Annotated in this window: 15 protein-coding genes; 5 read left to right on the top strand and 10 right to left on the bottom strand. The window is 70.2% G+C overall.

The genetic code is table 11. The features are described from left to right. Positions 1–2: 2 nt before the first annotated feature. The 6 genes from ABD329_RS13780 to ABD329_RS13755 form a co-directional block, all read right to left on the bottom strand. Positions 3–1028, bottom strand: a complete 1026-nt coding sequence (locus ABD329_RS13780; RefSeq protein ID WP_198277900.1) for an ABC transporter substrate-binding protein — start codon at positions 1026–1028, stop codon at positions 3–5. Between the two features lie 151 nt (positions 1029–1179). Continuing rightward, positions 1180–2175 (bottom strand): PDR/VanB family oxidoreductase, encoded by a 996-nt coding sequence (locus ABD329_RS13775; protein WP_198277899.1) that lies wholly within the window; start codon positions 2173–2175, stop codon positions 1180–1182. Beyond that, positions 2172–2378 carry a hypothetical protein gene (locus tag ABD329_RS13770; RefSeq protein ID WP_198277898.1) on the bottom strand — a complete coding sequence of 69 codons (207 nt, stop codon included), beginning with the start codon at positions 2376–2378 and terminating at the stop codon, positions 2172–2174. The genes ABD329_RS13775 and ABD329_RS13770 overlap by 4 nt, the downstream gene beginning before the upstream one ends. After that, on the bottom strand, positions 2375–3436 hold the full coding sequence (locus ABD329_RS13765) for an aromatic ring-hydroxylating oxygenase subunit alpha (RefSeq protein ID WP_198277897.1): 1062 nt from the start codon (positions 3434–3436) through the stop codon (positions 2375–2377). Before ABD329_RS13765 ends, ABD329_RS13770 begins: the two co-directional genes overlap by 4 nt. A gap of 125 nt (positions 3437–3561) precedes the next feature. Beyond that, positions 3562–3840, bottom strand: a complete 279-nt coding sequence (locus ABD329_RS13760) for a DUF4190 domain-containing protein (protein ID WP_198277896.1) — start codon at positions 3838–3840, stop codon at positions 3562–3564. 5 nt (positions 3841–3845) lie between these two features. Continuing rightward, positions 3846–4001, bottom strand: a complete 156-nt coding sequence (locus tag ABD329_RS13755) for a hypothetical protein (RefSeq protein WP_046084917.1) — start codon at positions 3999–4001, stop codon at positions 3846–3848. Between the two features lie 150 nt (positions 4002–4151). Between ABD329_RS13755 and ABD329_RS13750 the strand changes: the two genes are divergently transcribed. Further along, the gene (locus tag ABD329_RS13750) at positions 4152–4787 is read left to right on the top strand and encodes a TetR family transcriptional regulator (RefSeq protein WP_198277895.1); all 636 of its coding nucleotides are present in this window, start codon (positions 4152–4154) and stop codon (positions 4785–4787) included. Here ABD329_RS13750 and ABD329_RS13745 read toward each other — a convergent pair. Continuing rightward, positions 4753–6084 (bottom strand): M6 family metalloprotease domain-containing protein, encoded by a 1332-nt coding sequence (locus ABD329_RS13745; protein WP_344316394.1) that lies wholly within the window; start codon positions 6082–6084, stop codon positions 4753–4755. The two genes, ABD329_RS13750 and ABD329_RS13745, sit on opposite strands and share 35 nt — an antisense overlap. Positions 6085–6387: 303 nt before the next feature. Between ABD329_RS13745 and ABD329_RS13740 the strand changes: the two genes are divergently transcribed. Then, positions 6388–7038 carry a TetR/AcrR family transcriptional regulator gene (locus ABD329_RS13740; RefSeq protein ID WP_198281594.1) on the top strand — a complete coding sequence of 217 codons (651 nt, stop codon included), beginning with the start codon at positions 6388–6390 and terminating at the stop codon, positions 7036–7038. A gap of 181 nt (positions 7039–7219) precedes the next feature. Beyond that, positions 7220–8728: an MFS transporter gene (locus ABD329_RS13735; protein ID WP_198281595.1), complete on the top strand. Its 1509-nt coding sequence runs from the start codon at positions 7220–7222 to the stop codon at positions 8726–8728. Positions 8729–8892: 164 nt separating this feature from the next. Here ABD329_RS13735 and ABD329_RS13730 read toward each other — a convergent pair whose 3' ends face one another. Further along, entirely contained in the window at positions 8893–9393 is a 501-nt protein-coding gene (locus tag ABD329_RS13730) for a MarR family winged helix-turn-helix transcriptional regulator (RefSeq protein ID WP_198281596.1), read from the bottom strand. 128 nt (positions 9394–9521) lie between these two features. Here ABD329_RS13730 and ABD329_RS13725 point away from each other — a divergent pair, with 128 nt between their 5' ends. Continuing rightward, positions 9522–10304 (top strand): dioxygenase family protein, encoded by a 783-nt coding sequence (locus tag ABD329_RS13725; RefSeq protein WP_198281597.1) that lies wholly within the window; start codon positions 9522–9524, stop codon positions 10302–10304. Positions 10305–10393: 89 nt separating this feature from the next. Here the strand turns inward: ABD329_RS13725 and ABD329_RS13720 are convergent, their stop codons facing one another. Further along, a complete protein-coding gene (locus ABD329_RS13720) occupies positions 10394–11602 on the bottom strand; it encodes a questin oxidase family protein (protein ID WP_344316393.1) in 1209 nt (402 codons plus the stop codon). 187 nt (positions 11603–11789) lie between these two features. Next, positions 11790–12224: a hypothetical protein gene (locus ABD329_RS13715; RefSeq protein ID WP_344316392.1), complete on the bottom strand. Its 435-nt coding sequence runs from the start codon at positions 12222–12224 to the stop codon at positions 11790–11792. Between the two features lie 373 nt (positions 12225–12597). On the opposite strand from ABD329_RS13715, the gene ABD329_RS13710 reads away from it, so the two are divergent. Continuing rightward, positions 12598–13602 (top strand): sigma-70 family RNA polymerase sigma factor, encoded by a 1005-nt coding sequence (locus tag ABD329_RS13710; RefSeq protein WP_086884571.1) that lies wholly within the window; start codon positions 12598–12600, stop codon positions 13600–13602. The last annotated feature ends 82 nt before the right edge of the window (positions 13603–13684 follow it).

Genomic DNA, 13684 nt, shown 5'->3' with positions numbered 1-13684 from the left:
CGTCAGCTGACCTTCTTCGCGTCCTGGATGGCCTTGGTGAGGGATTCGACGAGCGGGGCGGCGCCCGCGTACGAGAAGCGCGGCTCGCTGCTCCAGGGGGTGATCTGACCGGCCTTGACCGCGGCCAGCTTGGACCAGGTCGGCTTGGAGGTCAGGGCCCCCGGTTGGAGGGTCGCGGTGCGGTTGTCGAGGAAGAGCACGTCGGCGTCGTACTTGTCGGCGTTCTCCCAGCTGAGGCTCTCGAAGTAGCCGCCCTTGTCGGGCTTTTCGGGGACGACGAAGTCGACGCCGAGCTCGCTGAAGTAGATCAGGTCGGCATTGATCTTCGGGTTGGAGACATAGAAGAGATCGGCGCTGGCGGAGCAGGCCATGACCTTGATCTTGTGCGACTTGACGGTTTTCCGCAGGGTCTCGGTGGCCTTCTCGAACCGCGCCTTGGCATCGGTGACCTTCTTGGCCTTGAGGTCGGCGCCGAGCGCCTCGGCCAGCGCTGCATAGCGCTTGATGGGCTCGAGCATGGAGATCCGGCCGGTGGAGATGGCGAGGCTCGGGGCCAGCTGGAGGATCTTCTTCTTGCTGTCGTCCGGGATGTAGAAGAGCGCGCCCGGGTCGAACATGTTGGTGATCAGCAGATCGGGGCTGAGCGAGGCGTACTTCTCGACGTTGAACTGGCCCCAGGTGTTGCCCAGGGACGTGGCCCGGTCGACGGGGAAGTCGCCCGCCTGGACGTCCGGCTTGCCGTTCTTCAGCGTGGTCGGGCCGAAGACGCCCGTGATCTGCTTCTCGATGCCGAAGTCGTAGAGCGCGGCCGCCGCGCCGATGTAGGCGACGATGTGCTGCGGCCGGCTGTCCAGGCCGATCTTCTTCTTGCGGTCGTCGGTGAACGACCAGGAGCCGCCGCCGTCGTCGCCGCCGGAGCCCGAACCGCCGTTGTCCCCGCAGGCGGTGACCAGGGCTCCGAGCCCGAGGGCGCCGCCCGCGGTGAGCAGACCGCGGCGGGAGAGGGGGAGTGCTCTGGCCTGGCGCATGAAGGTGCTCTCTCTCGATGCATACGGGGACATGGTCACGGGACGGCAACCCGAGGACGTAGTTAGGTTAGCCTAACCAACCTGTTTGTCCAGTGGGCGGGGTCGTTCCGGACCTCACATCGAGGGGCTCATACGGCCGTTCAGGGCGGTTTCACAGGTCCAGCACCAATCGCGGGCCACGGCAGCGTGAGACGCAGATCATCATCGTCTCGCCCGAGGCCCGCTCCTCGTCGGTGAGCACGGAGTCGTGGTGGTCCACCTCCCCCTCGACGACATCCGTCTCACACGTCCCACAGGTGCCCTCTTCGCAGGAGTACAAAACCGGTACCCCCGCCGCCTCGACCGTGCGCAGCACGCTGCGCTCCGGCTCCACGGTGAGGGTCAGACCCGAGCGGGTCAGCACCAACTCGAAGGCCCGGCTGCCCGATTCCGCGCCCGTGTCGTCGGTACGGGGGTCGGTACGGGGCTGGAAGCGCTCGGTGCGCAGGGACCCCTCGGGCCAGTCGCGGCACGCCTCCTCGGCGACCTGGAGCAGCGGTTCGGGGCCGCAGCAGTAGACCAGGGTGCCGGGCCCGGACGGGGCGGTGGGATACGGCGCGGTGAGATACGGCACGAGGTCGAGCAGCCCCTCCTCGTCCTGCGGCACCAGGCGCACCTTGTCTCCGTAGGCGGCGGCGAGCTCGTCCGCGAAGGCCATGGAGGCACGGGTGCGCCCGCCGTAGAGCAGCCGCCAGTCGGCGCCCGCGGCCTCGGCGGCGGCCGTCATGGGGAGGATGGGCGTGATGCCGATGCCGCCCGCGATGAACAGATAGCGGGCCGCCGGGCGCAGCGCGAAGTGGTTGCGCGGCCCGCGCACCCGTACCGTGCTGCCCTCGGTGAGGGTGTCGTGCACCCGGGCGGAGCCGCCGCGCCCGGCGGGGGCGCGGAGCACCGCGATCCGCCAGGAGGCGCGGTCGGCGGGGTCGCCGCACAGCGAGTACTGCCGGGTCGGGCCCGCGTCGAGTACGAGGTCGAGATGGGCGCCGGGCTCCCAGGCGGGGAGGTCACGGCCCGCCGGGTGGCGCAGGGTCAGCGCCACCACGTCCGAGGCCACCTCCTCCCTGCGGGCCACCAGCAGGGTGTCCTCGTACTCGGCGCCGGGGTTCATGAACGGGGCTCCTTACGGTGGCCGTTGGGCTGATCATCGACGGGATCGACGGGATGGTGTCCGCTGGGGTGGGCGAGCATCCACTGCCACAGCTCGACCGGGTCCTCCGCGGTGCGCTCGGCGCCGCAGTGGCAGACCCCGTGCAGCACATCGGTGCCGGGCAGCCAGTCGATCCGGTACACCTCCGCCGTGGGCGTGCTCACGGGGACGCCACGACCGGCGCGGTCTTCTCCCCTTCGGCGGCGAGGCGGGCGAGGATGCGGCGCGCGGCCAGTCCGCCGGTGTCGATGTTGATGCTGAGCTCCTGGTAGCCCTCGCGCTCGGTGTCCAGCGCCTTCTGGAGCACGTTCAGCGCCGCCACGTCCTGGAGCACCACGGTCCGGTTGAGGTCGTGGAGGAAGGTGGACACCTCCTCGTCGTCCTGCGCGAAGTCCCGTGAGACCGCCCAGAAGTCGTACACATGGCGGTCGGTGGACGGGGTGATGGCGTAGGTGATCTCCACATGGAAGGCGTTGGGGTCGGAGCCGTCCGGCTCCGGCAGGACCCCGACCGGGGCGATCCGGCTGTGCAGCAGATACAGACAGGGCGCGTGGTACTCGATGTCCTGCCAGCGGGTGATGCGGCCCTCGATACCGGTGGAACGGGCGTAGAAGGGCGGACACTCGGCGTCGTCCATGTGGCGGCTGACCCGGACGACACCCGCACCCTCGTCGACCTCCGTGGTGATCGGGGTCTCGGCGACCTCGGGGGTGCCGATGTAGCCGCCGTGCAGATACGTCTCGTGGGAGAGGTCCAGCAGATTGTCCACGAGCAGGCCGTAGTCGGCGTCGATCGGCTCCATGCCGCCGACCGTCGTCCAGCGCGGATCGGCCAGCCAGGGGGCGCGCGGCACCGCGCCGGGGTCGGCGAGCGCCGGGTCCCCGATCCACACCCACACCAGCGAGTCCTGCTCGACGACGGGGTAGGAGCGGACCCGGGCGGTGCGCGGGACGCGCTTCTGGCCCGGTACGAACACACAGGTGCCGCCGGTGTCGTAGGTGAAGCCGTGGTAGCCGCAGACGACCGTGTCGCCGTCGAGACGACCGGCGGTGAGCGGATAGCGGCGGTGCACACAGCGGTCGGCGAGCGCGATGACCTTGTCGTCGGACTCGGCGCGGTAGAAGGCGATGGGCTCGTCGAGGATGGTGCGCCCCAGCAGCTCGCGGCCGATCTCACGGCCGTAGGCGGCGACGTACCACTGGTTTTTCGCGAAGGCGGTCATGCGTGCCAGCGTGGTGACGCCCGTCACGCACGGGCAACGGCCCTTCCACTGAGTGGAAGGGCCGTGCGGGGAGGTGTGCCGCCGCGGACCGCCGGCGGTGTGCCGGCGGTGGTCCGCCGGGCGGGTCAGCCGCCGAACTGCCAGAACACGGAGTGATCCAGCGTCAGCAGGACGATCAGCAGGACCACATCGGCGATGCCGAGGGTGAGTCCGAGCAGCGCCCGGCCCCTGCGGCGGGTGTCCCGGGCGATGGCGAGCGTCCCCAGGACGATCGCGCAGGGCCCGAAGACCGCGTTGAACAGCAGCAGGCCGATCAGACCGAGCACGAAGGAGGCGACGGCCATGCCGTCGGCGTCCCGGCGCGCCCGGACCGGGGAGGTGCGGGACGGTGCGGTGAGTGCCATGGGTCTCAGCTCCCCTTGTGTCCGGTGCGTTCGCGGATGAAGAAGACCAGCAGCCAGGCGCCGATGGCGCCCGCGGCGGCGAGGAACAGGGGGAGCGGAGTGTGCGCCGCCGCCCCCAGAAGAACTCCCATCAGGGCGAGTGCCGCGACGATGAAGAGCATGTGTGCCTCTCTCGAAGTGACGATCCGGATGCGGTTGGCGTGCGGATGGTAATTGTTCGGTGAACAGTTGGAATCACAACTGTTCACTGAGTTCTAGAGTACCCCGCCGAACCCTGGAAAAATTCAGCGAACGGCTGTTTACTGAATGATATGAGTCACACGTCCGGGGTCCGGCAGGCCCAGAAGGAGAAGACGCGGCGCGCGTTGATGGACGCCGCGTTGCGGCTGCTGGAGGACCAGAGCCTGAGCAGTCTGGGGCTGCGCGAGGTCACGCGGGCGGTGGGAGTGGCACCGGCCGCGTTCTACCGGCACTTCCGGGATCTGAGCGATCTCGGTGTCGCGCTGGTCGAGGAGAGCCTGGGCAGCCTGCACCATATGATCAACGCGATCCTCGCCGGTCAGGACGGGGACGAGGAGCGGATCGAGGCCACCGTCGAGGCGGTCGCCGAGCATGTCCGCCGCTACCCCGCGCACATCCGCTTCATCGCACGCGAGCGGCATGGCGGGGTGCGCTCGGTGCGCCAGGCCATAGCCGCCGAGCTGGACCGATTCGCGGACGAGGTGGCCACCGCCTTCTGCCCGCGGCTCCCGGCGGAATCCTGGCCACCGGAAGATGTCCGGATGCTTGCGGAGCTGTATGTGGACCACATGGTGATGACGGCGACGGCGTTCCTGGAGGCGCAGGCCGACCATCCCGAGGCCGCGGACGAGCGGCGGGTGGCCGCCACGGCGCGCAAACAGCTGCTGCTGATCAGCCTCGGGCGCCGCCACTGGCACGACGCGTGATCTCCACGCCGTAGTCGCCGACCGCGTCCCGGCCGGTGACCCGGACCCGTATCCGTATGCCGTTCGCCGTGACCTCGAAGGTCTCGCCGGGCGCGTAGGCCGCGTCGCTGAGTCCGGGGTGGACATTGCGCTCCCGCGTGCAGCCGCGGCCTTGGGGGGTGGAGTCCACGATGGTGACGGGGCCGCCGCCGGAGTCGACACCGGTGTTCACCCAGGAGATCAGGACCCCGGGCTTGCATATGGCCTCGTCATTGCCGCCGGTCGCCCGCGCCTCGATGGCGTAGCCGGTGGACGGTGAGACGGGGACGAAGACCAGCTTGGTCCCCTCCGCGCGGCTCAGCGGGGACAGCGTGTGGGCGAAGACCCCGGAGCGGGCGGCGCAGGCGATCTGCCGCGGGCCCAGCCAGCCCAGCTTCCACTTGTGCCAGGCCAGCAGGTCGTTGCCGGGGCCCCAGTCCTCGGACATCACATCCCAGTGGCCCGCCTTGTCGCCGCCGCCGTGGGTATAGAGGTCGGGCAGCCCGAAGACATGGCCGTTCTCATGGGGCAGGACGCGGAAGCCGGTGCGGCGCAGCGAGCCGGAGCCGTCGTCCTGGCGGCTGTAGACGAAGGAGACATTGGCCAGCGGAACGCCGTCGGCGGTCGGGGCGTGCTGGTTGTCGGCGTAGGTGACGGACAGCACGGCATGCGCGGCCGGCGGCCCCGCGTTCGGGGTGACCAGGACGTTCACCAGGTCGTAGCGGCGGAAGTCGACCTCGGGATCGGCTGACTCGGCGATGTCGGCGACGAGTTTGCGATAGCCGGGGTCGAAGGGGCTGCCGCGCTTGATGCCGTAGGCGCGGAACGGGCGCGGCATCCGCAGCCAGTGGGTGATCGGCATCTCGGGGCGGTAGTCCAGCCGCCCGTACGAACTCTGCGCGAACCACCGGGAGGTCTGCGGGAAGAACTCCTCGAAGCGCTGGCGGGCGGTGCCCTGGCCGCGGACATCGGGGAAGTCGATCATGAGGTTGAGGGCGCGGACGGTGCCGGTGCTGCGGCTGTAGCCGCGGCTGGTGGGTATGCCGTCGGCCATCTGGAGCCCCGGCCCCGAGGCGAGGGCGCAGGGCGCGAGCGAGCCGAGGGCCGGACGCGCGGAGGGCGCCGGGGCCAGCTCGGGGGGTGTGGGGGGCGCGGGAAGCGGAGCCGCCGCCGGGGTGACCACCGCCACCGTGAGCACGGCGGCGGTGGCGAACGCGCTGCCTCTGCGGGGGCGGCGTATTCGTATGCGGGGGCGGGCGGTCCCATGCGTCTGGTCCATTGCCGACCACGGTGTGACGACGCGGACCGGGGCGCCCGTGGGGTGCCGCCGAACGGCGGAATGAGCTGCTCCGTCCGGGCGGCGGGGGGTGCCGGGCAGGTGTGAGGCAGGTCACGTACGGACGCAGAAATTCCGGGGACTCATTCCCCGTTTAACCGAGTGAACGCATAAACGGGGACTCACTCCCCGGAAAAGTTGAAGCTCGAACGTCAGGGCCGGGGCGCGGCGCCGCCGCCAAGTCGCCGGAGCGCCGGCCACGGAGAACGGTACGCGTGGAAGCCGTACGCAGAAGGGAGTGCTGTCATGGCCGCCGACACGATGAACGCGAAGTCCGCACAGCCCCGGCTGCGCGCGGACGCCCTGCGTAACCGTGAGCGCATTGTCGCGGCCGCCCGAGAGGTGATCGTCGAGTGCGGGGCGCACATCCCCCTCGATGAAATCGCTCGACGGGCGGGGGTCGGCAATGCCACGATCTACCGGCACTTCACGGACCGCCGTGAGCTGATCCACCATGTGGCGCTCTCGGTGATGTCCCGCGTCGCCGACCAGGCCGAATCCGCCCTGGCCGAGGAGGACGACACCTTCTCGGCGCTGCGGCGCTTCGTCCACGCCGCGGCGGACGAGCACATCGGCGCGCTGTGCCTGCTGCTCTCCGACGGCCTCGACAAGGAGCACCCTGATCTCATCGCCACCCGCGACCGTCTGGCGGACGGCGTCGAAGCCCTGATGGGGGCAGCGAAAGCCGAAGGCAGACTGCGCACCGACATCGGCGTCGGTGACCTGATGGTCGCGCTCAACCAGCTCACCCGGCCGCTGCCCGGCAGCGCCTGTGTGGACTTCGAGCCCTTTGTGCACCGGCATCTGCAACTGTTCCTGGACGGTCTACAGACCCCGGCGCGCTCGGAACTACCCGGAAAGTCCGTGACCTTGGAGGATCTGCAACACCGGCCGTGACGTGACATAGATCGCATCCGGCCGATCCCGGAGCACCGCTTATTCCGCGCACGTTCACACGTCTTCCTTACGTGCGTCGTCGCCTCTCGCTACCTCTTACCCAACGGCCTGTGCCGGTCTGACCCTGACCGGCCCCTTACGTCCCATTTCTCACTCTCCGCACCGCTAGGTAGGCCCATCCATGCCTGAAACGGCTCAGTTCGTCGATCCCCGGCGCTGGAAAGCGCTGATATTCATCGCCCTCGCCCAGCTGATGGTCGTGCTCGACGCGACCATCGTGAACATCGCGCTGCCCAGCGCCCAGGCCGATCTCGGCATCTCCGACGGCAACCGGCAGTGGGTCATCACCGCCTACGCCCTCGCCTTCGGCGGACTGCTGCTGTTCGGCGGCCGGATCGCCGACCTGTGGGGGCGCAAGCAGACCTTCATCGTCGGCCTGCTCGGCTTCGCGGCCGCCTCGGCCGTCGGCGGTGCCGCGCTGAACACCGGCATGCTGCTGGGCGCGCGGGCGCTCCAGGGTGTGTTCGGCGCGCTGCTCGCCCCGTCCGCGCTCTCGCTGCTCGCCGTGATGTTCACCGACCCCAAGGAGCGCGCCAAGGCGTTCGGCGTCTTCGGTGCCATCGCCGGTGGTGGCGGCGCCGTCGGTCTGATCCTCGGTGGTGTGCTCACCGAGTACATGGACTGGCGCTGGACCTTCTTCGTGAACATCCCGTTCGCCATCATCGCCGTGGTCGGCGCGGTCGCCGTGATCCGCGAGCCGGTGGAGAGCCACAACTCGTCCCGGCTGGACATCCCCGGCGTGGTCCTGGCCACCACCGGTCTGGTCTCGCTGGTCTACGGCTTCACCCGCGCCGAGTCCGACGGCTGGTCCGCGGGCCCGACCATCGGTCTGTTCGTCGCCGCCGCCGTGCTGCTGCTGGCCTTCGTGGTCGTCGAGTCGCGGGTGAAGGCGCCGCTGCTGCCGCTGCGCGTGGTCGCCGACCGCAACCGCGGCGGCGTCTACGCCTCGCTGGCCCTCGCCATCATCGGCATGTTCGGCCTGTTCCTCTTCCTCACCTACTACATGCAGGTCGTCAAGGGGTACAGCCCGGTCAAGACCGGCTTCGCCTTCCTGCCGATGGTCGCGGGCATGATCACCGGCTCGACGCAGATCGGCGCCCGGCTGATGACCCGCGTCCCGGCGCGGCTGCTGATGGGTCCGGGCTTCCTGGTCGCCTCGGTCGGCATGCTGCTGCTGACCCAGATCGACCTGGACACCTCGTACCCGGCGCTGATCCTGCCCGGCTTCCTGCTGCTCGGCCTCGGCATGGGTACCGCCTTCATGCCGGCGATGAGCCTGGCCACGCATGGTGTCGAGCCGCGTGACGCGGGTGTCGCCTCGGCGATGGTCAACACCTCGCAGCAGGTCGGCGGCGCCATCGGCACCGCGCTGCTGAACACGATCGCGGCGAGCGCCACCACCGAGTACGCGAAGTCGCATGCGGCGGGGGCCCCTTCCCGCACGGCGCTCCAGCTCCAGTCGATGGTGCACGGCTACACCGCCGCCATCTGGTGGGCGGTCGGCATCCTGGTGCTGGCCGCGGTCATCGCCATCACGTTCGTCAACGCCGGACAGCCGGAGAGCGGCGGCGCGGTCGCGGGCTCCGGTGACGGTGCGGCGGAGGACGCTGTTCCGGTGATGGCGCACTGATGCGCTGAGACCCTGCCGGTTGGGTTGTCGTTTCTGGGCGGCCCTGGGTTGGCCCAGGGCCGGGTGAAGGCCCCGCTCCTCCTCGAGGCTCGAGGGGAGCGGGGCCTTCGCACGTCGCTTCAGGGGTTCGCGGGCATGGCGTTCCAGGGGGTGCGGACGTGGCGTCAGCGCAGCCAGGGGAGGTCGGCGCCCGCCGGCTGGAGGCCGTCCGCGATGATCCGGCATACGGCGCCGAACTGCTCGACCTGCTCGGGGGTGAGCCGGTCGAAGATGGCCGTCCGTACGGCGGTGACATGGCCGGGAGCGGTGTCCTCCAGCACCTTGAGCCCCTTGTCGGTCAGGACCGCGTTCTGGCCGCGTTTGTCGTCGGGGCAGTCCTCGCGCCGGACCCAGCCGTCCTTCTCCATGCGCGCGACGGCATGGGACAGCCGGGAACGGGTGATCTTGGCGGCCTCGGCCAGTTCGGTCATCCGCATCCGGTGGCGCGGTGCCCAGGAGAGCTTCACCAGCAGGCCGTAGTAGACGTGGGGCATGCCCGCGTCACGCTGCAACTGGCGGTCGAGGTGGTCCTCCAGGAGCATGCTCGCCTGGACATACGCCTGCCAGCTGCGCTGTTCGTCTTCGGTCAGCCAACGCGGCTCGTCGGCGTCTGAGGGGGTTTTCATGGCGTCGTCCACGCGTCCATTCTAGGGAATTCTCTTTGAATCTTAAATAACTGTGCGCTACAGTGATAAGTGAATGCTTGAGACTTCAAGCATCTTGGCGAGCTTCTGTCGACTGACGAGGAGTCCTCATGTCCGCGCTCGACGGGCGCATGCCCGCGCTCTACCTCAGCCATGGTGCTCCGCCGCTCGCCGACGATCCGGTCTGGCCGGGGCAGCTCGCCGCCTGGGCCGCCGGTCTGCCCCGGCCCAACGCCATTCTTATGATCTCCGCTCACTGGGAAGAGGCGCCCCTGGCGATCGGCGCCACCCAACAGGTGCCTCTGGTCTATGACTTCTGGGGTTTCCCTCAGCACTATTACCAGGTGCGGTACGCCGCGCCGGGCGCCCCCGAACTCGCCGAACGGATCCGCAAGACGCTGCGCACGGCGGGTACCCCGGTGCAGGACATCCCCGACCGGGGGCTGGACCACGGGGCGTATGTGCCCCTGGTCGAGATGTATCCGGAGGCCGACATCCCGGTTCTCCAGGTCTCGATGCCGACCCTCGACCCGCGGAAGCTGATGGAGATCGGCCGGAAGCTGGCGGCGCTGCGGGACGAGGGCGTCCTGATCGTCGGCAGCGGCTTCTTCACCCACAACCTGGCCGCGCTGCGGCACACGGGCCCGATGCCGCCCAGTTGGTCGGCGGAGTTCGACGACTGGGGGCAGCGGGCCCTGGACGCGCGGGACATCGACGCGCTGCTGGACTTCGAGCACACGGCCCCGGCGGCGGGGCTCGCCCATCCGCGTACCGAACACTTCGCGCCGTTGTTCGTCACGCTGGGCGCGGCGGAGGCGGAGCTGCGCAGCCAGCGGAGTGTGATCGACGGGTTCTGGATGGGGCTGGCGAAGCGGTCGTTGCAGTTCGGATGAGGGGAGGGGGAGGGGGCGCGCTCGGGCGGGTGTGGCTGAGCGGGTACGGCCTGGCCCCACGGGGGCGCTTGTGTCCTGGGGCGCTTGTGTCAGAGCACCGGGTCGATCATCGCGCAGGCGTGCAGTGCGGCGGCCAGGGCCGTCGGGTCCGTGGTCCGGGCGACATCGAGCGCGGTGTCGGTCAGCTTGATGGCGTGCTCATCGCCGTGCGCGGCGGCGTGGGCGAAGACCTCCTCAGGGGTGACGCCCGCCCCGTCCACGGACGGCAGCCGGTCGGCCGGGAGCGCTTCCGCGGGTGCGTACACCGCCGTGACGGCGGCGCTCGCCGCCCATGCCGCGTCCAGGCTCGGCGCCCACAGCTCGCGCGGCAGCGCGGGCAGGGCGCGCAGTACGGCGTTGGGCGCGGTCGCGGCGTGGACCAGCATGATCGGTTCGCCGTGGCCGTGGGTGGCGTAGCGGTGTGTCGCGGCCCGTACGAGCTCCGTCAGGTGCTGGCGCGCCTCTTCGGGCCGGTCGGCGGGGTTGTCGGGGCCGTGGGGGCGGCCGGGACTGTCGGGGCCGGGGCCGTCGGACCCGCCGGGGCCGTCGGGGCGGTCGGGGCGGTCGGGGCGGTCGCGGTCGGGGCCGGTCGTCCGGCTGGGCTGTGAGGCGGACGGCCGGGCGGGCCGCGGGGCGGAGGGCGGCCAGGTGGGGAAGGCGGTGAGCCGGGCCAGCCGCTCCCGTATCCCACCGCTCTGGTCGGCGATCGGCTCCACGGCGGCCAGCGCGTCGGCCGCCGACCCGGAGGCGGGGCCCGGCAGTAGGCGGAGCGGCGGCAGCGGGGCGTGGCGGGCGGCCCAGTAGCCGAGGGCGTGGGCCAGCTCGGCGGTGCGGGGAGCGGTCGTCGTGCCCGGGTCGTCCAGCAGGGTCCGTACGGCGTGGCCGACCCGGATCACCGGATGGGTCGCGCCGGCGGCGATGCCCGGCAGCAGCCGCGGCCACCACACGGTGAGCACGTCCTGCCACGGGCGGTCGGCGAGCTCCCGGTCGAAGTAGGCGGGCCAGTCGGCGAGCCGGCGTGGATCGCCGAGCGCCTCGCGCCAGTTCTCCTCGGTGATCGCGGCGTACGGGCGCGGCATCTCCTCCAGCTTGTCGCGATAGTGGTCCAGCCAGCGGTGCACGGTGCGCCCCTGGCCGTGGCGCACCAGTGCCTCCACGGCCATCGGCGCGTGATTGCTCAGCCATCCGTGACGCTCGGGGCCGGAGGCGTGCAGTCGCTCGAGGGCTTCGTCGAGAGTTCCACTCGTGTCGTCTGTCATGAACTCACGCTAGGGAGGGCCGGACGGCCCCGGAACGGGCCGGGGACGGAGGCGTGCGGGGACCAACGACCTAAGCCGGGCCGGGCCGGGGGCCGGTCCTCAGGCGGGCTCGAAGTCCGGGCGGGCTCGAAGTCAGGCGGGCTCGAAGTCAGGCGGGCTCGAAGTCAGGCGAGCTCAAGGCTGAGGGTTACGCCCGAGGGTGTTCCGCCCGTACGTGGAAGACGTAGAACGACATGCCCACCATCACGAGCCCCGCCCCCAGCCCGATCCCCGCTGACCGGTACACCGAGCCTCCGCTCACGGAGTGCAGAAAGCCGAGCGCACAGCCGAGGACCGTCCCGTAGAGCACGGCCCGGATCTCCGGCATCAGGCCCGGCGTCATCCTGCCGAGGGCGTAGCAGAGCGCCCCGACCACCGCCGCCGAGACCACGCCGAAGACGGCGGCCGTGGGGATGGTCGAGCCCTGGTTGTGGGTCACGAACATCACCCAGCCGCCGTAGAGCACCGCGAGAACGGCTGGGACACCCCAGGAGGCCGAGGGGTGCGGTCGGAGCGGGAGCCGTGGATGGCGGTGGTGGCTCACGGGGGCGGTGCGGGCTGTGGGGGCTGTGGGGGCATTCATGGCGGAACCTCCTCGACGCCGTGTCCCCGCCCTGGCCTGTCACTTTCCAGCGCACACCCATGCCGAGTGCCGGGCAACCCGGCGCGATGGGCCATACGGGCAACCGGCGGCCCGCGAGATTCGTCTTGACAGATGAGAGAAGGGCGGAAGAGCCGGGGGAGGCAACCGCTCAGGGGGTCTGACCTGCGCTTCCCGGTGTCTCGGCGGCGCGCTGACCCGCGTGTGGCTGGACAGGATACTGCATGATCGTAAAAAGGTGGGGGCCTGATGGGAATTCTGTCCTGATTCCAGTCGTTGTTTCCATCGGACGGGGCACCCGACATCGGAGAGTCCGTCCATAGTCCGCGCCCGATCCATCTGTAAGGGAGCACGCATGGCAACCCGTGCCGTCGCCCGTAATCAGTCCGCCGCCGGTGGTGGCGCTGATGGGGCCAACAGTGTTCGCGCCTCAGGCGGGGAGATCGCCGATCGCGACCTGGTCGGCATGTATCTCGACGAGATCGCCCGCACCCCGCTGCTGGACGCGGCGAAGGAGGTCGAGCTCTCTCAGTCCATCGAAGCGGGGGTGTACGCCCAGCAGATCCTGGACGGAGAGGTTGAGGACACCTCTGCCGCAGGTGCGAGCCGCGAGGAGCTGGAGGCGATAGCCGCCGAAGGTGCCCGCGCCAAGGACATCTTCATCCGCTCCAATCTGCGCCTCGTCGTGGCTGTGGCGCGCCGCTATCCGCGCAGTGGGCTGCCCCTGCTCGACCTGATCCAGGAGGGCAACGCGGGCCTGGTGCGCGCGGTGGAGAAGTTCGACTACACGAAGGGCTTCAAGTTCTCGACCTATGCCACGTGGTGGATCCGTCAGGCCATCACGCGCTCGATCGCGGATCAGTCCCGTACGATCCGGCTGCCCGTCCACCTGGTCGAGGAGCTCGGCCGGATCCGCCGGGTGCAGCGGGAGTTCAACCGTGAGCACGGCCGCGAGCCGGAGCACGCCGAGATCGCCGAGGAGCTCGGCTCCACGATGGAGCGGGTCTCGGATGTGCTCGACTGGGCCCGCGACCCGGTCAGTCTGAACATGTCGGTCGACGACGAAGGGGAGACCCAGTTCGGCGATCTGCTGGAGGACACCTCGGCGGTCTCGCCCGAGCAGTCGGTGATGACGCTGCTGCGCAGCGAGGAGCTGGAGGACCTGATCGGCCGCCTCGACGACCGCACCGCCTCCATCATCAAGGCGCGGTACGGCATCGACGACGGCCGGGAGCGCACCCTGACCGAGGTCGGCAAGCAGCATGGCCTCACGCGTGAGCGCATCCGCCAGATCGAGAAGCACGCATTGCTTGAGCTGAAGAAGATGGCCCGCCAGACCGGTTTCGACGCAGCGGCTTGAGTTCTCAGGCCAGCAGACCCCAGCAGCCACCAGACCCCCTCCAACCCCTAGACCGAGCCCCGGCGCCTCCCCCCCCGGCGTC

Origin of the sequence: Streptomyces javensis, from assembly GCF_039525925.1 — a bacterium.
Taxonomy (GTDB): Bacteria; Actinomycetota; Actinomycetes; order Streptomycetales; family Streptomycetaceae; genus Streptomyces; species Streptomyces asiaticus.
This window is presented reverse-complemented; position numbering and strand designations above follow the sequence as displayed.